This window comes from Methanomassiliicoccales archaeon (assembly GCA_013415695.1).
Lineage (GTDB): Archaea > Thermoplasmatota > Thermoplasmata > Methanomassiliicoccales > JAAEEP01 > JAAEEP01.
The window spans coordinates 37,643-59,108 of record JAAEEP010000006.1 but is presented as its reverse complement, the minus strand read 5'-3'; the positions used below and the strand labels follow the sequence as shown (position 1 = coordinate 59,108).

The 21,466-nt window shown below is 51.2% G+C and carries 26 protein-coding genes; 7 read left to right on the top strand and 19 right to left on the bottom strand.

Annotated features, from left to right (window positions below):
* Positions 1 to 84 precede the first annotated feature (84 nt).
* Both GKC03_04340 and GKC03_04335 read right to left on the bottom strand, forming a co-directional pair.
* Complete coding sequence (locus GKC03_04340) at positions 85 to 405, bottom strand: hypothetical protein (GenBank protein ID NYT11765.1); 321 nt, start codon at positions 403 to 405, stop codon at positions 85 to 87.
* 15 nt (positions 406 to 420) lie between these two features.
* Positions 421 to 1,419, bottom strand: a complete 999-nt coding sequence (locus GKC03_04335; GenBank protein ID NYT11764.1) for an archaeosine biosynthesis radical SAM protein RaSEA — start codon at positions 1,417 to 1,419, stop codon at positions 421 to 423.
* A 252-nt stretch (positions 1,420 to 1,671) separates the two neighbouring features.
* On the opposite strand from GKC03_04335, the gene GKC03_04330 reads away from it, so the two are divergent.
* Both GKC03_04330 and GKC03_04325 read left to right on the top strand, forming a co-directional pair.
* Positions 1,672 to 3,024, top strand: coding sequence for an FAD-dependent oxidoreductase (locus GKC03_04330; GenBank protein ID NYT11763.1), 1,353 nt, complete (start codon positions 1,672 to 1,674; stop codon positions 3,022 to 3,024).
* A gap of 42 nt (positions 3,025 to 3,066) precedes the next feature.
* Positions 3,067 to 3,348 (top strand): MoaD/ThiS family protein, encoded by a 282-nt coding sequence (locus GKC03_04325; protein NYT11762.1) that lies wholly within the window; start codon positions 3,067 to 3,069, stop codon positions 3,346 to 3,348.
* A 159-nt stretch (positions 3,349 to 3,507) separates the two neighbouring features.
* On the opposite strand, the gene glnA is transcribed toward GKC03_04325, so the two are convergent.
* Genes glnA through GKC03_04300 form a run of 5 tightly spaced genes read right to left on the bottom strand, consistent with a single transcriptional unit; the run spans position 3,508 to position 9,028 of the window.
* A complete protein-coding gene (gene glnA, locus GKC03_04320) occupies positions 3,508 to 5,001 on the bottom strand; it encodes a type I glutamate--ammonia ligase (GenBank protein NYT11761.1) in 1,494 nt (497 codons plus the stop codon).
* The gene (locus GKC03_04315) at positions 4,980 to 6,392 is read right to left on the bottom strand and encodes a flotillin family protein (GenBank protein NYT11760.1); all 1,413 of its coding nucleotides are present in this window, start codon (positions 6,390 to 6,392) and stop codon (positions 4,980 to 4,982) included. Before GKC03_04315 ends, glnA begins: the two co-directional genes overlap by 22 nt.
* Positions 6,393 to 6,396: 4 nt before the next feature.
* Positions 6,397 to 7,353, bottom strand: a complete 957-nt coding sequence (locus GKC03_04310) for a hypothetical protein (protein NYT11759.1) — start codon at positions 7,351 to 7,353, stop codon at positions 6,397 to 6,399.
* Positions 7,350 to 7,688 (bottom strand): P-II family nitrogen regulator, encoded by a 339-nt coding sequence (locus GKC03_04305; GenBank protein NYT11758.1) that lies wholly within the window; start codon positions 7,686 to 7,688, stop codon positions 7,350 to 7,352. Before GKC03_04305 ends, GKC03_04310 begins: the two co-directional genes overlap by 4 nt.
* A 2-nt stretch (positions 7,689 to 7,690) precedes the next feature.
* Positions 7,691 to 9,028, bottom strand: a complete 1,338-nt coding sequence (locus tag GKC03_04300; GenBank protein NYT11757.1) for an ammonium transporter — start codon at positions 9,026 to 9,028, stop codon at positions 7,691 to 7,693.
* Between the two features lie 713 nt (positions 9,029 to 9,741).
* On the opposite strand from GKC03_04300, the gene GKC03_04295 reads away from it, so the two are divergent.
* Positions 9,742 to 10,785, top strand: a complete 1,044-nt coding sequence (locus tag GKC03_04295) for a tyrosine--tRNA ligase (protein NYT11756.1) — start codon at positions 9,742 to 9,744, stop codon at positions 10,783 to 10,785.
* A gap of 30 nt (positions 10,786 to 10,815) precedes the next feature.
* On the opposite strand, the gene GKC03_04290 is transcribed toward GKC03_04295, so the two are convergent.
* Complete coding sequence (locus tag GKC03_04290) at positions 10,816 to 11,781, bottom strand: exopolyphosphatase (protein ID NYT11755.1); 966 nt, start codon at positions 11,779 to 11,781, stop codon at positions 10,816 to 10,818.
* A gap of 96 nt (positions 11,782 to 11,877) precedes the next feature.
* Between GKC03_04290 and GKC03_04285 the strand changes: the two genes are divergently transcribed.
* From GKC03_04285 to GKC03_04270, 4 genes are all read left to right on the top strand, one after another.
* Entirely contained in the window at positions 11,878 to 12,339 is a 462-nt protein-coding gene (locus GKC03_04285) for a pyridoxamine 5'-phosphate oxidase family protein (protein NYT11754.1), read from the top strand.
* A gap of 5 nt (positions 12,340 to 12,344) precedes the next feature.
* Positions 12,345 to 12,782, top strand: coding sequence for a MarR family transcriptional regulator (locus tag GKC03_04280; GenBank protein ID NYT11753.1), 438 nt, complete (start codon positions 12,345 to 12,347; stop codon positions 12,780 to 12,782).
* A gap of 60 nt (positions 12,783 to 12,842) precedes the next feature.
* Positions 12,843 to 13,166 (top strand): hypothetical protein, encoded by a 324-nt coding sequence (locus GKC03_04275; GenBank protein NYT11752.1) that lies wholly within the window; start codon positions 12,843 to 12,845, stop codon positions 13,164 to 13,166.
* A 217-nt stretch (positions 13,167 to 13,383) separates the two neighbouring features.
* Positions 13,384 to 14,061: a hypothetical protein gene (locus tag GKC03_04270; protein NYT11751.1), complete on the top strand. Its 678-nt coding sequence runs from the start codon at positions 13,384 to 13,386 to the stop codon at positions 14,059 to 14,061.
* Between the two features lie 37 nt (positions 14,062 to 14,098).
* On the opposite strand, the gene GKC03_04265 is transcribed toward GKC03_04270, so the two are convergent.
* The 11 genes from GKC03_04265 to psmA form a co-directional block, all read right to left on the bottom strand.
* Positions 14,099 to 15,922: a DUF2207 domain-containing protein gene (locus GKC03_04265; protein NYT11750.1), complete on the bottom strand. Its 1,824-nt coding sequence runs from the start codon at positions 15,920 to 15,922 to the stop codon at positions 14,099 to 14,101.
* Complete coding sequence (locus tag GKC03_04260; protein ID NYT11749.1) at positions 15,919 to 16,491, bottom strand: LemA family protein; 573 nt, start codon at positions 16,489 to 16,491, stop codon at positions 15,919 to 15,921. Before GKC03_04260 ends, GKC03_04265 begins: the two co-directional genes overlap by 4 nt.
* 171 nt (positions 16,492 to 16,662) lie before the next feature.
* Entirely contained in the window at positions 16,663 to 17,031 is a 369-nt protein-coding gene (locus GKC03_04255) for a prefoldin subunit beta (GenBank protein ID NYT11748.1), read from the bottom strand.
* A 1-nt stretch (position 17,032) separates the two neighbouring features.
* Positions 17,033 to 17,266 carry a hypothetical protein gene (locus tag GKC03_04250; protein NYT11747.1) on the bottom strand — a complete coding sequence of 78 codons (234 nt, stop codon included), beginning with the start codon at positions 17,264 to 17,266 and terminating at the stop codon, positions 17,033 to 17,035.
* 4 nt (positions 17,267 to 17,270) lie between these two features.
* Complete coding sequence (locus GKC03_04245) at positions 17,271 to 17,405, bottom strand: DNA-directed RNA polymerase subunit P (GenBank protein NYT11746.1); 135 nt, start codon at positions 17,403 to 17,405, stop codon at positions 17,271 to 17,273.
* A 1-nt stretch (position 17,406) separates the two neighbouring features.
* On the bottom strand, positions 17,407 to 17,670 hold the full coding sequence (locus tag GKC03_04240) for a 50S ribosomal protein L37ae (protein NYT11745.1): 264 nt from the start codon (positions 17,668 to 17,670) through the stop codon (positions 17,407 to 17,409).
* A gap of 5 nt (positions 17,671 to 17,675) precedes the next feature.
* Entirely contained in the window at positions 17,676 to 18,449 is a 774-nt protein-coding gene (locus GKC03_04235; GenBank protein ID NYT11744.1) for an exosome complex protein Rrp42, read from the bottom strand.
* Between the two features lie 2 nt (positions 18,450 to 18,451).
* Positions 18,452 to 19,210, bottom strand: a complete 759-nt coding sequence (locus GKC03_04230) for an exosome complex exonuclease Rrp41 (protein NYT11743.1) — start codon at positions 19,208 to 19,210, stop codon at positions 18,452 to 18,454.
* A gap of 13 nt (positions 19,211 to 19,223) precedes the next feature.
* Complete coding sequence (locus tag GKC03_04225; GenBank protein ID NYT11742.1) at positions 19,224 to 19,910, bottom strand: RNA-binding protein; 687 nt, start codon at positions 19,908 to 19,910, stop codon at positions 19,224 to 19,226.
* Between the two features lie 45 nt (positions 19,911 to 19,955).
* Entirely contained in the window at positions 19,956 to 20,651 is a 696-nt protein-coding gene (locus GKC03_04220) for a ribosome assembly factor SBDS (protein NYT11741.1), read from the bottom strand.
* A gap of 7 nt (positions 20,652 to 20,658) precedes the next feature.
* A complete protein-coding gene (gene psmA, locus GKC03_04215) occupies positions 20,659 to 21,381 on the bottom strand; it encodes an archaeal proteasome endopeptidase complex subunit alpha (protein ID NYT11740.1) in 723 nt (240 codons plus the stop codon).
* Positions 21,382 to 21,466 lie beyond the last annotated feature (85 nt).

Here is a 21,466-nt window from a genome sequence, read left to right as displayed (position 1 = left end):
GCACTCCCAGACCAGCGATTGGCTGATTGAGAATGAATGAAGGCAAGGAGTCCTTTCTCGATTCAATTTTTGTATTGAAGACTTCTACAACTTGCCTTCCTTCGCCTTCTTGCTCAGGCGATCCCTGCGCTGCTTAGAGTTGAGTCCAGTGGCACTCTCCAGGAACTTATTAAACTTCCTGATGGTATCCATGGCGACATCGTCAGATACATTGGTATCTGTTTTTGTCTCAACGACCAGCGAGGACTTGCTAAGGACCTTCACCCTCATCTCTATCATTGCCCCGTAGTTAGCAATCAGAGTATCCCCGTCCTCTTGGTATCCCCCGAAAAACTCGGTGAGCATATCCTTGAGGCCGTCGCTCTCTATATTCTTGAAGTGTCCTCTCTTGATATCGTATTCCATCATGATCACATCCGTTCAATCTTTACTTGAGCTCAAGTAGCGGGAGACATCCACAGAAGTGCCCATGATGTCCTGAACATCTATGAGGGTCTCCCATTCCTCTCTGCAGTCGCACCGCAGACCCCGCAATACTCCGAGGTCCTGCTCGAAGGAAAAACGCCGCACCGCTTCAATAAACTTATCCTCGCAGTCTCCGCAGTTGTGAATCCCTCGGGGAGTCCCTGCCCCGCTGGGCGCCGATAGGATCCTTGCATCGCTGGCTTCAAGACCCTTGGAGAGAACCTCATTCAATGACCACCACCATGGCGGCCTATAGTCACCTCTTCGCCAGAGCCTCTCCACCAATGTATCTCTCTGAACATTCACGGGATTGATGGAAATGCTCTCCGAGTACGGGGATGAATCTTCTATCGATGAGATTACGTCCCTTATGGCCTCCCTTTCTGAAAGGAATGGAGGTTTGAGTAGTAGGTATGTCCTGAGTGGGATACCCTTTTCGAGTAGGAGCGAGGCTGCCTTCTCATAATCTTGAAATGTGAAGCCTTTATTAACGCACGTCTCCCTGACGAGATCGCTGGAGGTCTCCAGTCCAATGGCGACATGCGCCTTTCCCACTTCAATTCCCTCCAGGTTGTTAATGCTTACAAATTCAGGTCTGCTTTCGAAGAGAATCCTTTGAGATTCCGAGAATGCCTCGAAGACCTCCCTTCTCAACCCGACTGGTATTTCCCCCGTGTCAAGAAAGCTTCCCGAGGTGTATATCTTTACCATTTCTTCCCCATCATATCTCTCTAACGAAGAGTCAATCTGCATTCTGAGATCTTCGATGCCAATCCCCTCCTCGCTGGCAGAGTGATATCCACACATCAGACAGCCTCCATCACGATACCATCTGCAACCTGAGGTCCTCAAGATGAGGACCATGGCATCCACGGTCCCACCATCGATCTGATCCTTCTCTTTCCAGAGAGCCTCGGGCCTCTGATTCCTCTTGGGATCTTTCTTCTTTCCCATCATCTAATCCTCTTGTTCTTGGCTCAGAACATCGCGGGAAGGCTATATATCTTCTCATGATGCCAGTGACGCGATATGCTGGTTCGAACAGGACAATCAATTGATTTTCAGTGCATCCTACGGATATCGAAAGGCTCGATATCATTCTCAATCCAATTTCAATGAACCTTGGGCATAACCGGAGTATCCTTGACCCGAACTCACAAATTTATTAATATGCTATTCTATACTTCCAAAGGAAAGGTAGATCTTATGGCTCGCAAGATAATCGTTATCGGTACCGGGGCCGCTGGAATGCCAGCCGCATCCGCTGCGCGAAGGACGGACAAGGACGCCGAGATCAATGTTTTCACGGATGACGAGTACATTGCTTACTCTCCATGCGTGATACCATGGGTCCTTGAGGGCCTCATAGACTGGGATTACATGGTGATGCACGATCCTGAGTTCTATAAGGAGGAGAGGAACATCAACGTGTACACCAAGACAAAAGTCACTGATGTGGACGCGGACAATAAGAAGATCACCACCGCAGACGGCAAGTTGTGGGAGTATGACTCCCTCATCCTAGCCACAGGTGGATATGTCTGGGTTCCGCCGATCGAGGGCAAGGACCTTGATGGGGTCTTCACGGTCAGGACCATCAACGATGGCAAGAAGATACAAGCCTCTATGGTTGGAGCCAAGTCAGCGGTCATAGCAGGTGCTGGTGTCATCGGTCTCGAGATGGCTTTGGCTTTGAAGAAGGTCGGTCTCGATGTTACCGTGATCGAGATGTTCCCTCAGGTCATCCCCAGGATATTCGACAAGGACATGGCAGACATGGTCCAGGATTACCTCGAGGGAGAGGGCATCAAATTCGTCATGGGTACTCCAATAGGTTCCATCAAGGGGGAGAATGGCAAGGCAGTATCCGTGATCGCTGGGGAAAAGGAGTACCCCGCTGAGGTGATCATCATGGCCACGGGAGTTCGCGCTAATCTGGAGCTTCCAAGCAAGATCGGACTGGATGTTGGTGAGCTGGGTGCGATAAGAGTTAGCCCCACCATGCAGCCATACAAGAAAGGCCGGCTTGTACCTGACATATACCTAGCAGGTGATGTCATCCAGGTAGAGAGTTGCATAGTCCCCGGACCAACAATGAGCCAACTTGGCTCAAGCGCGGTCAGACAGGGTATCGTGGCAGGCACGAACGCAGCCGGTGGGAGCATGATATATCCAGGGGTCACGAGCCCTTGGGTAAGTGTGATCGGGGACCTGCAGTGTGCCGGTACAGGCATCTCTCTTGGACTCGCCGCCTATTACGGAATCGATTTGGTGGAGGGCAAGTACACTGGCCTTTCCTGTGCTAGGTATTATCCAGGTCACGAGCCCGTGACCGTGAAAATCCTGGTGGAGAAGGGAAGCCATAAAGTACTGGGAGCCCAGATGGTTGGCAAGGATCCACAGATGAACGGGCGTGTCAACTGGATCACAGCAGCCCTCGAGAAGGGAGTGACCATCGAGGAGTTCGTCATTCAGTTCGAGAACGCCTACTGCCCGCCGACCAGCATGGTAAGAGACCCAGCACACACCGCTGCGGAAGTGGCCATGAACAGGCTGTAGATTGGCAACATCTGAATAATCCATGGACCCAAAGGTGGTTCGATGAAAAGGGTGAAGTTCAAGACAGTAGGACATCTCGCCCAGATGGCTGGAGTCAAGGAGTTGGACATCGAGATGGAAGGCTCTACTATAAGGGATTTCCTGATGGAGGTGTTCAAGCAGACCGACGAAAGCTACGGCAAGTTCGTCTATCCCCGGGGCAACCTCAATGATGTGGTGACCATCCTGAAGAATGGCAAGAACATCACCCTCCTGGACGGCCTTGATACGGAGCTTGAGGATGGTGACGTGGTCAACGTCATGCACATGAACGTGGGCGGCTAGCACCCTACTATCCGTCAGACTACCAGTGAAACCCTTTCCCTTTCTCGATTTTTCCTACAAATATCGTTTCTCCAGGGCAGATTTGGAAATTATAAGAAAATAGAAAAAAGGATGGCAACCCTTGCCATCAAAGTGTCAAAGCTCACGGAGTTTCATCGATCACACATCGAAGTAGAGGTAGAACTCGTAAGGATGTGGCCGAAGCCTCATAGGGTCGTTCTCTCTCTTCCTCTTATATTCTATCCATGTTTCTATCAGCCCCTTGGTGAATACCCCTCCTTTGAGCAGGTATTCGTGATCTGACTCAAGCGCCTCAAGCACTTTCTCAAGTGATCCAGGCACCGTTCTGATGTTGGCGATCTTGTCCCTCGGGAGCTCGAATATATCGACATCCATGGGGTCACCCGGATCTATCCTGCGCTTCACGCCATCGAGTCCAGCCATTAGAATGGCCGCAAACGCTAGGTATGGATTGCTGGATGGGTCAGGGGGACGGAACTCCATCCTCTTGGCCTTGGGAGAAGAAACGACTGGAATTCTAATCGCTGCGCTCCTATTCCTCTGCGAGTACACGAGGTTGACAGGGGCTTCGAACCCTGGAACGAGTCTGCGATATGAGTTCGTGGTCGGATTGGTGAACGCAAGTACTGAGGCCGCATGCTCAAGCAAACCGCCCATGAAGTGCATGGCACTGATGCTAAGCTGCGCATATCCCTCTGATCCGTAGAAGAGGTTGTCACCTTCCTTGGCCAGTGATATGTGGACGTGCATCCCGGTCCCGTTGTCCCCGAAAAGGGGCTTTGGCATGAATGTCACCGTTTTCCCGAATTCCAGTGCAGTGTTCTTCACGATGTACTTGTAGAGTATTATGTTGTCAGCGGCTTTGGTTAGGGTCGAGTACTTGATGCCGATCTCTCCCTGTCCCGCAGTTGCGACCTCGTGGTGGTGCACCTCTGTCTCGATCCCAACCTCAGCCATCTTCAGCATCGCCTCGGACCTGATATCATTGAGTGAGTCGGTGGGTGGGACGGGGAAGTATCCACCCTTGTACCTAGGTCTGTGGGCCAGGTTAGGGCCGTCGTCAGAACCAGAGTTCCATATACCCTCATCCGAATCCACGAAGTAATAGCTGCTGTGCTCGTTCTGGTCGAACCTTACCGAGTCGAAGATGAAGAACTCTGCCTCTGGCCCCATATTCACAGTGTCTGCGATTCCCGAGGATACCAAATATTCCTCAGCTTTCTGGGCGATGTACCTCGGGTCGTTCCAGAACCTTTCCTTTGTGACGGGATCGAACACGTTGCATAGAAATGAAAGGGTTGGGAGCTTACAGACGGGATCGACGAAAGCCGTCGTTCGATCGGGGACGAGCTGCATGTCGCTCTCCTGTATCTCCGCAAACCCCCTGATGCTGGAACCATCGAAACCTATCCCCTCAGCAAGCACTTCTGGGTTGAACCGCTCGGCAGGGATGGTGATGTGCTGCAGGCCTCCAGGGAGGTCGGTGAACTTGAAGTCCACCATCTTGATCTCTCCGGATATGAAGCGGGTGAAGGGATCATCCTTATCCCTCCGCTTCGCTTCCTTCTTGAGGTCCTTCGGGTCTTTTGACTTTGCCTCCTTCTTTGATCTCAGAAGGCTTTTTCTGACCATCCGCTCTCACTCTCCGTGTGGGTTTCACTTGTCTCCATATCATCGTCCTCGAAAGCCTCCCCCAGGCCAGGGATCTTCTTGATCAGATCGCTTAGCTTGGTTCCTGTAAGGGATTCGACGATTGTGGGGAGCTTTGCTATCACGCCGGTTATGTCGCCCACTATGCGATCCGCCCCAGTAGACTGACCGTCCTGCGAAATGATGGTGATCTTATCTGTCTGAGCCAGAGGCTGTGCGACTGCCTCAGCCATCTTGGGAAGGACGTCCACGAACATCTCGGTGACGGCCGCCTCGTTATAGTTGCTCCAGGCCTCAGCTTTTAGCGTCATGGTCTCCGCCTCCGCGACACCTTTCTGCTTGATCACATCAGCCTCAGCGAATCCCCTGCGCTTGATGGCCATGGACTCTCCATCGGCCTCGGTCGTCAGCTTGAACTTCTCAGCTTCAGCCAACCTCTCGATCTTGAGCTTCTCGGCCTCCGCAGGTTTCACCACCTCAGCGTAGAGTTCCTTCTCTTTCCTGGCGATTTCCTTCTCGGCGAGCTCGGTCGCCATCTGTTTCTCGACAATGCCGACCTTGATCTCCTCTTCCTTCACCTTCTGCTCGGTCTTGAACCTCTGCAGATCGTAGGCGAGATCGGACTCCGCCTTCCTCTCAGCAACGGAAGCGTCGTAACCGGCCTTTTGTATCTCGTAGTTCCTACGGGACTCCTCTATCTTGGTCTCGGCATCGTACTGGACCTTCTTGGCCTCCTCGTCAGCAAGAGCCTCACCGATAAGCGCATCCCTCTTAACCTGGGCTGTCCGGGGCCTGCCAACGGCCTCCAGGTAGCCCTGGTTGTCGTAAACGTTCCTTATGGTCAGGGAGACGATCTCCAGCCCCATCCTGTTGAGGTCAGCGGAGGCCTCCTCCTTGGATCTGTTGGCGAGCTCACGCCTCATCTGGTAGGCCTCCTCCGGGGTCATCATAGATATTGCCGCGCGGGTGTGGCCCTCAAGTACCTGAAGGGCGGTCTTCATAACGTCGTCCTTAGGCCTGGAGAGGAAGTTCTCCGCCGCCAGGATGATGGACTCGTCATCACCCTTCACCTTCACTTGCGAGGCCGCCTCCACGGATATGGGAACACCTGGCTTAGTGTACACATCGCTGGTGCGCACATCAAGGTTCATGATCTCCAGCGACATCCGCTTGACAGTTTCTTTGAAAGGCCAGACAAATGTACCGCCCCCTCTGATTATCCGGAAACCGGCGCTCTTCTTGCTCGTCGCATCCTTGCGCTTCCGACCCGAGATGATAAGCACCTCGTTGGGCCCGCATTTGGTGTATCTCACTGCCCAGATCAGGAATAGGAGTACTGCTCCACCTATCACTGCTCCGATTATTTCATACATTCAACTACCTCCTCTTGGTATCCAATCTCAGCGAAACGGAGCTGGCAATGGTGCCGTTCGCCTTGAGGACCTCGGCCACTACCGAAGCCAGGCTAGACGGATCCTTGCCGAAGAACACCTTGGGCCTGTCAGCTGCAATCAGCCCGGTCCTCGCCGTGTAGATTGGTATCTCAAATCTCAAATCACTCTTCTCGTAGCTGAGAACTTCATCGGTTCTATCGACCTGTTCTCTGATGGTCTTCCAGACCGCATCGTGGGTCTGATCCATGAATATCTGATTGGCTGACCTTACGGTCCCGTAGGACGCGATCCTGTATGCCATCTGGTCGCGCAAATTGAGAACATTTTTAATCTCGATCATCTCCGAAGGCCGGTTGACCTCATCGTAGTTCAGCATCGCCTCCCCCTCCTTCAGGGAGCAGAAGATGGGGGTCCAAACCCTTTCTCTAATATCTCTGAGAATGAAGGCGGGCGGGTACAATCTCAAATCGTGCCAGAGGAAGATATTCACCTTAAGCTGGGAACCATTCGTGATCATCCCTATCCCCTTCAGAGCCTCTCTCAGCTGCTTGTAGACGTCTGCAATGTCCTTCCCCTCGATCTTCGTTCGACCGATTCTCGCCTGAAGCTTGTCCTTAACCAGAAATATCGATAGCCGGTTGCCATTGGGAAGCACGATCGAATAGTAGGGCAAAGTCCCGTTCTCCATCATTCCGCCCATGGCGTTCTTGACCGAATCAAGGAGAGAGGGAAGGTTCCCCCTCTCGATCGCGAAGCCACCGATCTCGGTGTGATATATCTCCTTGAGCACCGGGTGAGAACTGTTGGATCTCCAATAGATGGGGAGGGAAGCCTTCCTTCCCGGAGCGACCATATTCAGATCGACCTCCAGGAAGTAACGGGGTTTCTCGTCCCCCGTGTGGTATTCCTGATTCTTACGCACCTCAACAGGGAAGCTCATATCGCATCCCTTCCCCGCTCTCCGGTGCGAACTCTGATGACCTCCTCGACGTCGGTCACGAAGATCTTGCCGTCTCCGGTGTCCCCAGTCCATGCGGATTTCAGGATGGTATCGATCGCCAACTCGACGTCCTTGTCGTCGACAATGATCTCGAGCTTGATCTTGGGGACAAGATCCGCTACATAGACCATGCCCCTCCACTGGCGTTCGAAACCTTTCTGCCGGCCGCGTCCCATGACCTCGGAGATTGTCATGCCCACTATGCCTGCCTCATCGAGGGAGCTCTTCACCTCATCCAGCTTCTCATGCCTTATGATAGCCTCGATTTTCTTCATCGCTACCGCCTCCTCTTGACGACAAGGTCCATTGATACGAACTCTGGATATGCTAGAGAACCGTGCTCTGCAAGGTCAAGACCCTCAATTTCCTCCACGGGCTCGACCCTGACACCAGTGGTCTTCTTGAGCGTATAGAATAAGGCCAGACCGAGTCCAAACGCCCACAATATGACAACCAAAACGCTGATCAGTTGGACCACGAAGAATCCGGGGTTGCCGTATAGAAGACCGGTAACTAGAGGCCCCTCTGTGGTGTAGTTGCCATAGGTGCCATCAGCGAACAGGCCAAGGGCGATGAGCCCCCAGATTCCGCCGAAAGCGTGCACCGAGATGGCTCCCACCACATCATCCACTCCTTTGCTCTCAAGATACCAATATGCATAGCATACGATTGCTCCGGCTGCCACTCCAATGACCAATGAAGCCCAGGGGGCTACCCAAGCACAACCCGCGGTTATTCCTACAAGACCACCTATCGCACCGTTTACGGTCATGGCGATATCTGGTTTGCCGAATTTCTGCCATGTGATCCCCATTGCCGTGATGGCGCCTGCTGCGGCCGCCATATTGGTGTTGACTGCAATTACTGATATCCTAAGCTCGTATGCGGAGAGGGTACTCCCAGCGTTGAATCCGAACCATCCAAACCAGAGTATGAATGCACCCAGTACTGCCAGGGTCATGCTGTGGCCTGGAATGGGATTTGGTTTTCCGTCAGAGCTGTACTTCCCTATCCTCGGACCAATGATCAGACAGCCCGCGAGGGCGATGAAACCGCCCACCGCGTGGACTACACCAGATCCCGCAAAATCGAGAGCCCCATAGCCGCCACCCAGATCTACAAGGAAATTTGCCGAAGAGAGCCACCCACCGCCCCAGATCCAATGTCCGTATATGGGATAGATGACAGCGGTAATCGCAACAGTTACTATGATGAATGTGCTGAATTTAGTCCTCTCCGCGATAGCCCCACTCACGATTGTGGCGGAGGTAGCGGCGAAGACAAGCATGAAGAACCACAGCAGCAACGTGTTGACATCGTAGAAGTCCCCTAGCAGCATGAATCCGTCCGTGCCGAAAAAGCCAGCGAAATCAGTGCCCATTAGAAAGACATATCCAACGACGAAGAACGAGATAGTGCCTACAGAAAAGGCCATGATGTTCTTCATAAGCACATTGGTCACGTTCTTCGATCTGGAGAATCCGGATTCCAACATTGCGAACCCGGCGTGCATGCTGAAGACCAAGAAAGCACATAGCAGTATCCAGATGAAGTCGAGAGCAATTCCTTCTCCCTCCGTGGCGATGGTTTCCGCTCCCGAGGGATCGGCTGCCATGACTGTCGATGGAATGAAGAGGAACACTCCTACCAATAGGATTGCCACTAGAACCAGCGTCGTTTTCCTCACTTCTTATTCACCTCACTTTACCTTTCTTAGAGCGTGTGCGCACCTGAAGACCCAACTCTCCGTAGGCGCAGTTGATCATACTGGGTGAAGGGACGGTCGCGTCAGAAAGGTGTGGTGTTTGACGACCGTCCCATTGGTGTTTGTAGCTCGATGAGCCGTTTATGTCACGAGGTCTTGACCCCTCGCTGTGCCTCCTGATGAGTGCTAGGGGAAAGCATTCCGGAGATGAATCAGGGGAGTTGGTACTTGCCCCAATCTCAATCGATTTCTGCCTTCTTGGAGAATAATATTTGACTAATGACACCGAATATTCTCCTATATTTGTACACTCGAAGCCCATAAAAATGGAATACTGTGAATCAACAATTCCATTTTGATAGACATTTATTGGAGACATGAATTAGTTTATAAACAAATATCTACTTAAAGGTTGTTAAACACTATAATTGTATATAATGTATTATTAGAATAGATATATGTATAATATGAATCAAAATTACTATACATATGTATAATAATGATTAAGTGATTCATATTAGAATCATCATAACTCTGATTCGGCTTTTCGGAGAATATGAACGATCTTCCTCTTAATTCCCAGAAGTATTTAATAAGCGGCTGGTGATTCGACCTTGATTTCCATGGACTCAGAGGAACGATTTGACCTACTGACCAGGAATGCCGAGGAGGTCGTTACCCCGGAAGAGCTGAGGAAGCTCTTGGAGACAAACGACCGACCGAAGGGCTACGTCGGTTTCGAGCCTTCGGGCCTGGTGCACCTTGGCTGGGTTATCATATCCAACAAGGTGAGAGACTTCGTCGACGCAGGATTCGACTTCACGGTGTTCTTCGCAGACTGGCACGCCTATATCAACGACAAGCTCGGTGGAAACATCGGCACCATCAGGATATGTGCCAGGTATATGGAGGACTGTTTCGAGGCACTCGGTGTGCCCAGGGACAAGGTCAATTTCGTCTATGCCTTTGAACTAATGGATAACATCGATTATTGGTCTAAGGTCATCAGCATCGGGAAGAACTCAACCCTATCCAGGGTGAAGAGAGCCATGACCATCATGGGAAGAGAGGGTGATGAGGCCGAGGTGGACACCTCCAAGGTCATGTATCCCCTGATGCAGGCGGCTGACATTTTTGCCCTGGATGTTGATGTGGCCTACGCAGGCATGGATCAGAGAAGGGCGCACATGCTGGCCAGGGAAGCCGCTGATAAACTCGGCTGGAAGAAGCCAGTAGCGTTGCATACGCCCTTGTTATCGGGGCTCAAGGGAGGTGATCGAATGGATCCTCTTGCAGCCAAGATGTCCAAGAGCGACCCCGACAGTGGGATCATGATTCACGACTCTCCCGAGGACATCAGGAGGAAGATAAAGAAGGCATTCTGCCCTCCAGAGGCAGAGGGAAATCCAATACTGGATATTTGCCGTTTCATAATATTCCAAAGAATGGACTTCCTGAAGATCGATCGTCCGGAGAAGTTCGGCGGTCCCTTGGTCTTTGAGAGCTATTCGGCACTCGAGGAATCATACGTAGCAGGACAACTGCATCCAATGGACCTCAAGAACGGGACCTCCTCCGCCCTTGTGGAGATGCTCGCTCCCGTGCGGGAGTTCTTCGAAAAACACCCGGAGAACCTGGAAAAGATCAGGGAGATCCTAGACAAGTGATCTTCCTCGATCCCATTTCTTTTATCTTTCTCAATTCCTGATAGGTTCTGAATCTCTGATCTTTCTAAAGAAGTCCATCGTGCGCCTCATGCACATGTTGAGCATTGCTTCAACATCACCTTCCCCGATAAGACCAGCAGCTCCGGGATGTCCTCCACCATCGTTGGAGGTCTCGAAACCGATATCCTCCAACATTCTTCCAAGGTGCAATCCCATCCTTACCATCTCCTGCCTGGCCCTTGCGCTTACTCTGAACCGATCTTCGCGCTGGGAACCTACGAACGCCACGTCTGCGCCAAGTGACAACAGCGATTTTGAGACGGAGCTTTCGAAGGATGAACCATGGGAGATCGCCACTATGTATCGCCCTATCCTATCAAATTTGAGTCTCTGACCGCCCTTCAGCTGGGCTATCCTCTCTGATATGACCTGCTCCATATCGGTAAGTGCGAATACCTCGTCGATCTCCAGTTCGTTTTCCCTCAATAACTCGGCGAAGGTGGTCAACAGTTCTTGGTTCGCGTACCTGAAGTGACCGCTATCGGTGATCATTCCAGCGAGTAAGACTAGGCCAACATCCCTATCCAGTTCCTTTCCATCGATTCGGACCAGCTCGAGAACGATCTCTGCACAGCTCCGTTTCGATTCATCGCAGTAATAGACGCAACCATTCCACTTTTCGGTACGGGCATGATGATCTATTATTACACTACCCAGAGGGACATCGCTGAGATTCTCAAGCTGGTCGGGGGATGAGGTGTCAACGACTACAACCAGATCATAATCAGAGAAATCTGCATTCTCACCTACTTCAATCCCTAGCTTGTCAGTGATGATCTTTGATATTCTGTCCAGGCCACCAGGTGCCACGATATCTCCTTCTGGGAAAGCCTTTGCGATAGCATAGGCACATCCCAGTGCATCGGGGTCTGCATTTCCGTGGATGAGTATGAGCTTCCTGCCCTTTTCGAGCTTGGAAGAGATTGACTGGAGCATGATGGTTTCCAGAACGAAACCCAACTATTTGCAGTTTTTTGAAGAATGAAAAGAAATTACTATATAGTAATATTTTATATAGTATTTATTGATGATATGCTCGACAACGAGCTTATGGAATTGATAACTCGGCTTCTAAGGGAGGCCGAGATCATGTACCTCGCTACAAAAGGTGCAGACGGTCACCCTCAAATACGGGCGATGTTCAACCTACGGAACGAGAAGCAGTTCCCCACACTATCATTCCTCAATCAGGATCCCGATGATATTACCATTACAGTCTCAACCAACACCTCTTCCAGGAAGGTCGAGGAGATCAGAAATGATCCCAGGATTTCGGTATACTACTGCAAACCCGGAGAGTCCAACGGAGTACAGCTCAGCGGCACGGCTGAGATTGTGGATGATAAAGAATTCAAGCATCGTCTCTGGGTGGACTGGTGGGAAAGGTACTACCCTAAGGGAGCGGAGGACCCCGATTACACGGTCATATCAATGAAACCTACGCTCGCCAGGGGATGGGCGACTCCTCGCAAGTTCGAAGTGAGGTTGAGATGACCCAAATGCCAAGTCAGGGAGGCTTCCTACTCTCAAAGGCACACCAGTTATCGGGAAGGGTATTCAATCACCTGTTGGTGGAGAGGGGGATCCCAATCAATTCTGGGCAAGGAAGGATACTATTTGTGCTTCTGAAGGAAGATGACATACCAATACAGCAACTCGCGGAGAGGGCTTCTCTCAGCCCTTCTACACTGACCAGCATGCTAGATCGGATGGAGGAGGACGGTCTGGTGATGAGACGAAGATCACATGGCGATCGTAGGGCAGTACTCCTATCTCTTGGAGACAAGGCACAGAACCTCAGACGTGACTATATGGATGTATCGAAGGATATGACCGAATTATTCTATGAGGGGTTCTCCATGGAGGAAAGGAATGAATTGGAAGAGTATCTCATTCGGATAATTCAGAACCTCGAAGCAGTGGAGAGATCTTGGTAGAAGCAGCAATATACAAATCCTCAGGATTAGAATGAATGCTAAGTAAATGGGGGATTGAAAATGAGCGTGTCAATGGTGGAGACATGGGTGGTCAAACCAGAATACGATATTGAACACAAGCAGCTATGGAAGGAATTCCTCGAATACATGAGGAAGAACCCGGAGCTATTTAAAGAAATCAAATCGATGAATCTCTACTCTCAGACTTTTGGTAATGTCTCAGGAGCGATCGTGCAAGTAGTTGAGTTTGAAAGCTGGGCCGAGAAGGAAAATCTTGACAAAAGACTCAAGAACAGCACCGAGTGCATCAAGTTCCATGAGGAGTTGATGCAGATGAAGGTGGTTGGCAGCATCTCCATGGGTGCTTGGGAAACCTATATTTAAAAAATTGACAATCCATACTAGCAATCATCATCAAAGTCCAGCCTTGATTCTACCTCATTCCAATCCTTAGGTGTATCTCTCAAACCATTGAATATGGTGCCTATTTGCCTGAGTTACAAGTTATTCCCAACTACCGCTATTACATTCTCATATTGATGTTATAGAATTAACTAGTCGATGGCAAAGTATTATCGAAATCGATCCAAATTCATATAGCGTGCCTCCAGATTGGATAAGGGATCTTGGTATCGAAGTCGGCTTTGACATGACCGCGATCGTCGATCCGTCTGATATCGATGCCAACACAGATTTTTCCAGGGTCATCGTACTTGGAATGGTCACTCCGGATGAGTCCACCGAGTTCACCTTCAAGGCGAATATTGCTGGTAAGGAAAGATGGAGCAAGTGGATTTACGAGGTGCTCGAGAACAAGGCTAGGAAGTTAGCTTGGGATCTAAGAGAGAAGGGAATAAGGGCAGAGCCTTTGGAGTTCACCGATTCGTGGCATAAGATCGACCTCAAACGGGCGGCTGTTGCTGGAGGCCTCGGGTTACTTGGTGAGAACAACCTCGTACTCAATCGGGAGTGGGGACCACGGTTGCGGTTCACGGCGGTCTTCGCGGATATCGATGTGGAGGTCGATGCTCCATTGAATATCGAGCTGTGCAACATGTGCACTGTTTGCATAAGGGAATGCCCCACCGGGGCTCTGGACAGGGCGATCTTCGACCGTAGCAAATGCATCGCAGAGTTCGATCCCGATGATAACATGGTGATCATGCAGGAGGAGACGGTCAATCGAATAACAAGATTCACCAAGGAGCAGTGCTCCCTCTGCATCACTTCCTGTCCTATTGGTGGATTCAATCGAATGAAACCCCTTCCAGGTTTCTAAATTCAGCACCTTCTTCTCTGGATGCTGTGGAGGGGTGCTATCTTCCTCCCACTCCGCCGCCTCCGAATCCTCCTCCCCCGCCAAATCCTCCCCCGCCAAATCCACCCGCTAATCCTCCAGGGGAGGCCGGGGAGTAGAAGAATATTGGCACAAATACGGCCCTTACTCCTAGGGGAACTCCAGCTTCGGGAGTGCTGATGTTCAGGTCCTTCATCACCTTTTCCACCTTGTCACCCACCCCTAGCGCTGTACCGTACACTAACCATTCTCCCCACATTGAGATGTCGGAGGGGGCGTACTGTTTGATCAATGCGAGATCGGTAAGGAAATAGGAGAAAGCGCTCCACTCCAGCTTCTCCTTGTAACCATCTCCCTTCCAGTGTCCGAAGAGAGTTGAAGGGAATGACAACGCAATTCCGGTTTGGACTATCATGAATATCCATAATACTATGGCCGGAATCAGGAGTCCGATCTGGGGAGGTATCAGCGCAATGACCACGATTGATGCGATTAGCATGATTACCCCGACCGCCAGAAGGGGGATCACATGCTTCCTGCCATTTACCACATACTTATCGATGAGCACAGGATCGGATTTCCTGGTGACATCGGAGAGCACACTCTGATAGCGGAGTATCCTTGATTCGGCGTAATGATTGCTCTTTGCGATGGTCGCCAGATACTTGATTTCCTCTGAATCGACCACTCCTTCCTGGGAAACATCCTGGAGAAAGTCGAGGACCCTCTGCTCATAGGAATCATCAGATGCATTATTGTTCAGTTTGATCCTCACTCCCTGACCATCCGCCGTCTCTGTGATGGTTATCAACTTCTTCCTGTGCAGGTCAAGCAGAGTGGCGTAGTAACCATCTTGGTCGAATACCATGGGATCTTTCTTGAACAGCAGATTCACCGCCCAGGGTTTCATTTTGGGATTAGGGGTGAAGCTTAGGTATTCGGGGACCGTGAATGACTTCTCCCGTCCGAAGATGTAGTAGATCACCAGGAATAGAAATGGGGTTAGAATGACAAGTGCGATTGACAGGGGATAAAGAATCCATGCGGCGTAGTAAGGGAGTATGTCGTACCAGGGGTTTGCCGCCACCGTCTTTCCCCTAACGTCCTCAACGAACGTCGGATAACCGCTCATCTCGTCAACGGCCTCCAGGGAGAGAAGCAGTTCGATTCCAAGACCCTCATTACCGCCCAGGCTCCCAGATAGAACGACCTCTCCCCCGCTCTCCTTGACGCTGAGACTTGGGGGATGAGGAAACACGTCCTGAACATAATGGCTTGGATATTCTATGGTAAGGGTCCGGAAGGGTATGTGCTCATCCAGAAGTCGAATGTTGAGGTGGGCATACTGGTCATCATACTCGATGGTGGGATGGAGCATGTAGCTGTACTCTACTGAATAGGTGCCGGCCTGGAAATAACCCGGATCAAATATTCCCACTTCATTGTTGAACGCAAGGTTCTGGATGGTCCATCTTATCGAAGGATCGCTCGACCCAAAGAGGGTGACCTCCCCGTTATGGTCCTTGATGTATCCAATCGACCCTGAAGGTATCGCCATGTTCAAGAACTCGATGTATGGGCGGTCTAGGTTGGTGAGGGAGAGCTCCTCTTCCCAGTAACGAAAGAGCATCCGGTACTGTCCTGAGTTCTTCACTTCGTATGCGTAAGATTCGATCAGCGATCCATTCTCACTGAATGACGCCCCGTATTCGTCAATGACCAGGTCACCTTCAAGCGCAGGCGGTATCAGTGAGGTGAGACCAACCCCCGCCAACGAAATGGCGAATGTCACCACCAACAGTATTGCCAGCTGCCTCTTCTCAATCAATTGATTTCCCTTCAGAACTCGATCTTAGGTGGAGTCTCAATCTCTTCTTCAAATTCAAGGTAGTCGAGCTTCTCAAATCCTAACATGTTGGCTATGATGTTCGATGGAATGACATCCCTCATAGTGTTGAACTGCTGTGAGATGTTGTTGTAAGTGTACCTCTGCCGGGCAATCTCCTCCTCCACGCTCCTGACAGCACCCATCAGGTCCATAACTGTCGTGTTCGTCTTGAGATCTGGATATGCCTCCGCGACGGCGAAGAGCCTTCCTAGAAGGGAACGTGATTCTCTCTCTATCTCGTTGAGGTCACCAGCGTCCGCCGTGGCCACCATGGCTCTCATGGCAGTCACCTTCTCCAGGGTCTCCTTTTCGAACTTAGCGTAGCTCTTCACCGCTCCCAAGAGCTGATCGATCATATCCAATCTCTTCTTCATAGCCACCCTGATCTGTCCCAAGGTAGCCTCTGAAGAGTTCTTGAGGCTTTGAAAACGGTTGTAGATCCCAACAAAGTAGAGGATGACTACAACCACAATAATGACCACTATTCCCAGTATTATCCAGGGTAGAAGATCCTCTAGTGCCATTGTTCTCCCTTGATAGAGATTCTCTTTAACTCTATATAATTGAACGGATGAAGTTATGTCGGAAGCGGTCAGCGAAGAATCGCCTTTCGTACTACTTCGAACCGTTCAGCACCGGGGCCTTTCAATAGAAAATCATGAAAAGGAAGGTAAGATGTTTGAGCCGTTCCGGTCTCAGTTCATACCAGGAGGAGCACCTGCACCGCCGAGAGCCTTCTGGAGCTGGTCCTGCATAGACTGGTAGCGCTCCCTCATCTGCTTTTCCTGTCGGTTCAGGGTCTTGACACGGACCTCTAGGGTCTCCTTGTCATCCTCGATCTCCTTGACCACAGAATCCTTGTCGGTGGCCTTGATCAGGAGTGAACCCACATTCTTGTAAATGGGGGCATCGTCCGTCACCTTGCCGAGCTCCTCAAGGGTATTCTCAACCTCTCGGAGTTGGGCTTCCATCTGCAATTTCTGTGATAGGATCGTCTGAAGCTGCTGCTGGAGCTGCTGGAACTGTGCGATCTGATTCTGGAGTTTGGGACTTATCTCGTTCATATCATCCACCTGCGATTTCGATCATGTCCTTGGTGATCTTTATCCACCTGAGGTACGAGTTTAGGGCGGCCCTTAGGGCCGATATGTCCGTCGCCTCGATGCTCAGCACCAGACGGCCGTTCTCTATGCGGCCGTCCACATTTGTCTTGGGAATATCCCTCCCCAGCTCAGGCCCTAGGGCTCTTAGCAGGGTCTCGGGGATCTTGGAGTCAACGCTGAGCTCTGCCGAGGGCATCGACTCATCTACCCGTGATTACCTTCTTGACATTTGGCCGCTCCTTGTAGAATATCTTGGATGAACAGTTCTCGCACTGCATCCCCACAGTGTTCACGTTGGAGCGGATGGGCCTTTCACATTTCCCGCACTTATACAATTCAGGCGCCTCCTCTGGTCTTTCTCTCGGCACCCACAAGGCGTACTGTCTTGGGGTTGTAGGCGGACGCGGCGAACTTTGTCTCGCAATGCCTGCACTCCCAAATTCCAACGGAGACGCGCTTCACGCTCCGGTGGTGGCAGTTGGGGCACTCGTGCGGCCCGCTCTTGACATTGCCTATGTCTCTTACCCTCTTTCTGACACGGACACCGTACCTAGGTCCGAACTTTCCAGCACTTCCTACCTTCGCAGTTCTCTTTGCCATTTCGCTCACCCAATGAGCTTCCTAAGTTCATTTCCCAATCTTTGGGATGTCTCAATTATGGTCGTTATCTGATCGCGGGTAAGGGACCCCATTAGGCCCTTCTGCATGGCCCTAATGTCACCGTTCTCGTCAGTGGTCACGGTGAGACGAGCCGCAGCGACCTTTTCTTCGTCGAGAGTCGGATCGAGCAATAAAGAGTTTTCGATTTGTACTGCGGTGCAAGAGATGGGCGTGCAGGTTGTAGGAAGCGGGTAATCATCTCCCTTGTCGTGCCTGGAAGCCGGTACCATTGCAGACTTCAGAGCCGCCACTGCTCCTAGCATGCAGGCGTCGAAAAGGTTGCCATCAAAGTCCAGGACATAAATGTCCAGGAAGCAAATCCAGACCTGTTCACCCTCGGTCACGCATAGAGACTTGACATCGATCATGCCACTCTCCCTTATTCCCCTGTCCACGACCCTGGCGAGCTCGATCGCGTTCTCGTCCGGGGGACCTGGTTCGAATGAGGGCGAAGCAAGTGGAATAAGCTCGGCGCTGGTCGTGAGCACTCCCTTGTCAGGTGTATCCGGGAAGGGTGTTCCAAGGTCCATCTTGACTCCAACCAGCACATCCGTGTTGCCCAACTTCACGCGGGCAGAGCCCTCGGCGTTCTCGCCGAAGTTGGTCTCTATGCTGATCTCCCTGAACTCATCCCAAGAACGACCGTCGATGCGCTTGCCCTTGGCTATCAGCTTGTGAATGTGATCCCTTTTGATGTCCGATATGATAGAGCGTGCCATTTCTACTCCTCCTCTCCGTTCTCATCGTCATCAGCAACATCTTCCACCGCGTATCTGCGCCTGAGCGCGTCTTTCTGGAGCTCGTAGATGGTCTGTGAAGCCTCAAATCCCATGTCAATGGCTTGCTGAAGCTCATCGTATGTCATATGACCATCCATCTGCAGGAGTAAGACCTCGCCGGTACGGGGCATGATGGCCATGGGGACATCCGCCTGCCCGAAGTTGTCCTCCTCTTTGTTGAGATCCAGAATAACGGTATCGTTGACTTTTCCCACTGCCACTGAGGGAACTATGTCTCTCATCGGAATGCCCGCATCGGCCAACGCTACAGATGCAGCCGTAAGGCCAGCACATCTCGTGCCCGCGTTGGCTTGCAAGACCTCGACATACACGTCGATAGAGGTCCTAGGGAAATGCTCCGTGAAAACCACGTATTCCAGAGCCTCAGAGATTATCTTTGATATCTCCACAGACCTTCTGTCAGGCCCCGGTCTCTTTCGATCTGAGACTGAGAATGCGATCATGTTGTACTTGCATCTTACCAGTCCCTTGGCGGGATCCTGAAGGTGCCTGGGATGACACTCCCTTGGTCCATAGACAGCCGCCATAACCTTGTTCTTGCCCCACTCAACGTAGGCGGAGCCGTCTGCTCTCTTGAGGACGCCCGCTTCAATCTTAATAGGTCTGAGCTCGTTGAATTTTCTACCATCAAGTCTAAGCCCGTTCTCATCTATCATTTTAATATCCGAATTTCCACCCATTTAAATCACCAAATCATTCAGAACCAAAAACGGATTCCAGATATTCCTTCACTCTCTCGGTGAGTCTCATGGTCTGGGCCTCTTCCTCTATCATCTTTATGGCCCTTATTGCGTACACGATGTTGTCGATTTCCCCATCCAACCAGATTCTACCATTCTGGCCCACGAAGATCCTGCAATTCGTGTAGCTCTTGATCATCTGGATCATTGATCCACCCTTGCCGATTACCCTGGGAACCTTGCTGTGGGTGATCTCGATTATCTGGCCACCCTGGAGCTTCCTAAGTCCGGGCTCCTTCATGGTGACCTGCACCCTTTTTGTCTCGTCCACTATCAGTATCTTGGAAAGAAGCACATCACCCACATTGAGGTATCTAGCCGTGTCCCCGAACTCCACCCTCCAGGGCACCTCGTTTACATGTAGGGGCGCCGGGTAGGGGGAGTTGATGTCCACCAGCCAGTTGGATGGTCCCAGATCGATTACCTTGCCTATCACTGTGTCTCCTTGATGGGGGATGTATCTCCCTCCAAGGGGGATCACGTTCACATAATTGGATCGAACACTCTTTATGCCTAGCTGGGACGCGTAGATGTTCCCATCCACGACGTAGGTCCCATTGCCCGCCTTGAGCTTTCCTGTGTCCAGTAGGTCACCGGGGACAACTAATTCCCTCACGGGCCTCTGGACCTCCCTGTTCATATTATCATTAGTCATGAGTAAACCTCATTTTAACATTGGTCGCGATCAGGTCAGGAGTTTGGTCTCCACACTCCCTTTGGTCTTATTCTTGAGCTTGCTGATGAATTCGTCCCTCGTGCCTGCTGGTATCTCCACCACACCTATCCAGTCTCCGCTGGGTTGCCACTCCTCCTTCAGGATGGTCCCGAAGAAGATTATGTCCTCGTAGCAACGCCCGTAGTCATCACCGTGTAACTTCACGGCGATTTTCGACTTCTCGAATCGAATTGGAATTATCGGTCGGAGTTTACTGAGCACGATAGGGACCTGGGCATCGACCGACTTGAAGGGATCAATGTGAACCTTTGCCTCCTCCATCGCAAGTTCAATCCTCTGAGGGGGGTGGGGAGTATTGTTCTGGGGGTTGATCGCGTTGCGGGCGATCTCGTTGATGATGCGCCTCCGCTTCACCTCCAGCATCTCCCTTCTTTGTTCGGTGGTTAGCTGAACATCTCCATTCAGTATGATTTCTCTGGCCACCGCTAGCACATCAGAAGTCCCGAAAATCTCCATCATCTTCTCATCGGAGGCTCGGTCACCCTTCTTGGAGTCTCTAAATATCTCCTCGATGGCCATGTGTTCAGAGAGGTTTACATCCTCCCCCTCACGCAATGCCCTAGCCACATCAGGATCGATGAGCACCTCGAAGGTCTCACCGTGTGTGTCCAACCTGGCTATGATCGCGTCCTCTATGCTGACCATTTTCACCTTATTCTGAGCCGAGCTTCGAGATGTAGGACTCTACCTCAGACTCCTCAAGCTGCCTGAAGTTCTCGTCTCTCCTCACGATGCCGATCTCTACCGCCTTAGGGTTGAGCTTGTCCTCATCGGTCGCCTTCAGAAGAGCCTTTAGACCGAGAAGTATGGCCTCTTCCATCTCTATGTTCTCCTGATAGTCCTCCTCGAAGACCTCCATGACCGAGTTTCGGCCAGCACCAATGCTCCCTGCCTTGTATGATACGAGGGCGCCGCTTGGATCGGTCTCGAAAAGGTGCTCGCCTTGTTCATCCACTCCGGCCACTAATAGTGCCGTGCCAAAAGGACGAACTCCACCGTACTGCGTGTAGTTCTGCTTGAAATCACAGATCCTTTTTACCAAGGCCTCCACTCCCATCTTTTCGTCATAGGTGATCTTGCTTATTTGGGCGATCACCCTGGCCTGGTCTACGAGGATCCTTGCATCGGCCACCAATCCTGAAGTGGCGCATCCAATATGCTCATCGATGCGGAATATCTTCTCAATGGATTTAGGTTCCATAAGGCGACTGGCAATTCTCTTGTCTACGATCAGGACCACGCCGTCCTTGAATTTGAGGCCGACAGTCGTGGTACCCCTCTTCACCGCCTCTCTAGCGTATTCAACCTGGAACAACCTTCCATCAGGTGAGAAGACGGTTATGGCCCTGTCGTATGCCATCTGTCCTGGCTGCATTTCATCACTCCTTATTAATTACACATATAGGCTTCGCTACGCTATCTGCCTAAACAACTACTTAAATATATAGCTATTGTCTCGA

Coding starts and splice junctions, on each gene's coding strand:
- GKC03_04325 (NYT11762.1), top strand. CDS start 3,067: ATGAAAAGGGTGAAGTTCAAGACAGTAGGACATCTCGCCCAGATGGCT.
- GKC03_04260 (NYT11749.1), bottom strand. CDS start 16,491: ATGGCACTAGAGGATCTTCTACCCTGGATAATACTGGGAATAGTGGTC.
- GKC03_04240 (NYT11745.1), bottom strand. CDS start 17,670: ATGGCAAAGAGAACTGCGAAGGTAGGAAGTGCTGGAAAGTTCGGACCT.
- GKC03_04280 (NYT11753.1), top strand. CDS start 12,345: ATGCCAAGTCAGGGAGGCTTCCTACTCTCAAAGGCACACCAGTTATCG.
- GKC03_04295 (NYT11756.1), top strand. CDS start 9,742: ATGGACTCAGAGGAACGATTTGACCTACTGACCAGGAATGCCGAGGAG.
- glnA (NYT11761.1), bottom strand. CDS start 5,001: ATGGTCAGAAAAAGCCTTCTGAGATCAAAGAAGGAGGCAAAGTCAAAA.
- GKC03_04230 (NYT11743.1), bottom strand. CDS start 19,210: ATGGGTGGAAATTCGGATATTAAAATGATAGATGAGAACGGGCTTAGA.
- GKC03_04335 (NYT11764.1), bottom strand. CDS start 1,419: ATGGGAAAGAAGAAAGATCCCAAGAGGAATCAGAGGCCCGAGGCTCTC.
- GKC03_04275 (NYT11752.1), top strand. CDS start 12,843: ATGAGCGTGTCAATGGTGGAGACATGGGTGGTCAAACCAGAATACGAT.
- GKC03_04300 (NYT11757.1), bottom strand. CDS start 9,028: ATGGCAGCCGATCCCTCGGGAGCGGAAACCATCGCCACGGAGGGAGAA.
- psmA (NYT11740.1), bottom strand. CDS start 21,381: ATGCAGCCAGGACAGATGGCATACGACAGGGCCATAACCGTCTTCTCA.
- GKC03_04235 (NYT11744.1), bottom strand. CDS start 18,449: ATGGCACGCTCTATCATATCGGACATCAAAAGGGATCACATTCACAAG.
- GKC03_04225 (NYT11742.1), bottom strand. CDS start 19,910: ATGAACAGGGAGGTCCAGAGGCCCGTGAGGGAATTAGTTGTCCCCGGT.
- GKC03_04340 (NYT11765.1), bottom strand. CDS start 405: ATGGAATACGATATCAAGAGAGGACACTTCAAGAATATAGAGAGCGAC.
- GKC03_04330 (NYT11763.1), top strand. CDS start 1,672: ATGGCTCGCAAGATAATCGTTATCGGTACCGGGGCCGCTGGAATGCCA.
- GKC03_04250 (NYT11747.1), bottom strand. CDS start 17,266: ATGCCCTCGGCAGAGCTCAGCGTTGACTCCAAGATCCCCGAGACCCTG.
- GKC03_04285 (NYT11754.1), top strand. CDS start 11,878: ATGCTCGACAACGAGCTTATGGAATTGATAACTCGGCTTCTAAGGGAG.
- GKC03_04290 (NYT11755.1), bottom strand. CDS start 11,781: ATGCTCCAGTCAATCTCTTCCAAGCTCGAAAAGGGCAGGAAGCTCATA.
- GKC03_04315 (NYT11760.1), bottom strand. CDS start 6,392: ATGTATGAAATAATCGGAGCAGTGATAGGTGGAGCAGTACTCCTATTC.
- GKC03_04255 (NYT11748.1), bottom strand. CDS start 17,031: ATGAACGAGATAAGTCCCAAACTCCAGAATCAGATCGCACAGTTCCAG.
- GKC03_04220 (NYT11741.1), bottom strand. CDS start 20,651: ATGGTCAGCATAGAGGACGCGATCATAGCCAGGTTGGACACACACGGT.
- GKC03_04310 (NYT11759.1), bottom strand. CDS start 7,353: ATGAGCTTCCCTGTTGAGGTGCGTAAGAATCAGGAATACCACACGGGG.
- GKC03_04305 (NYT11758.1), bottom strand. CDS start 7,688: ATGAAGAAAATCGAGGCTATCATAAGGCATGAGAAGCTGGATGAGGTG.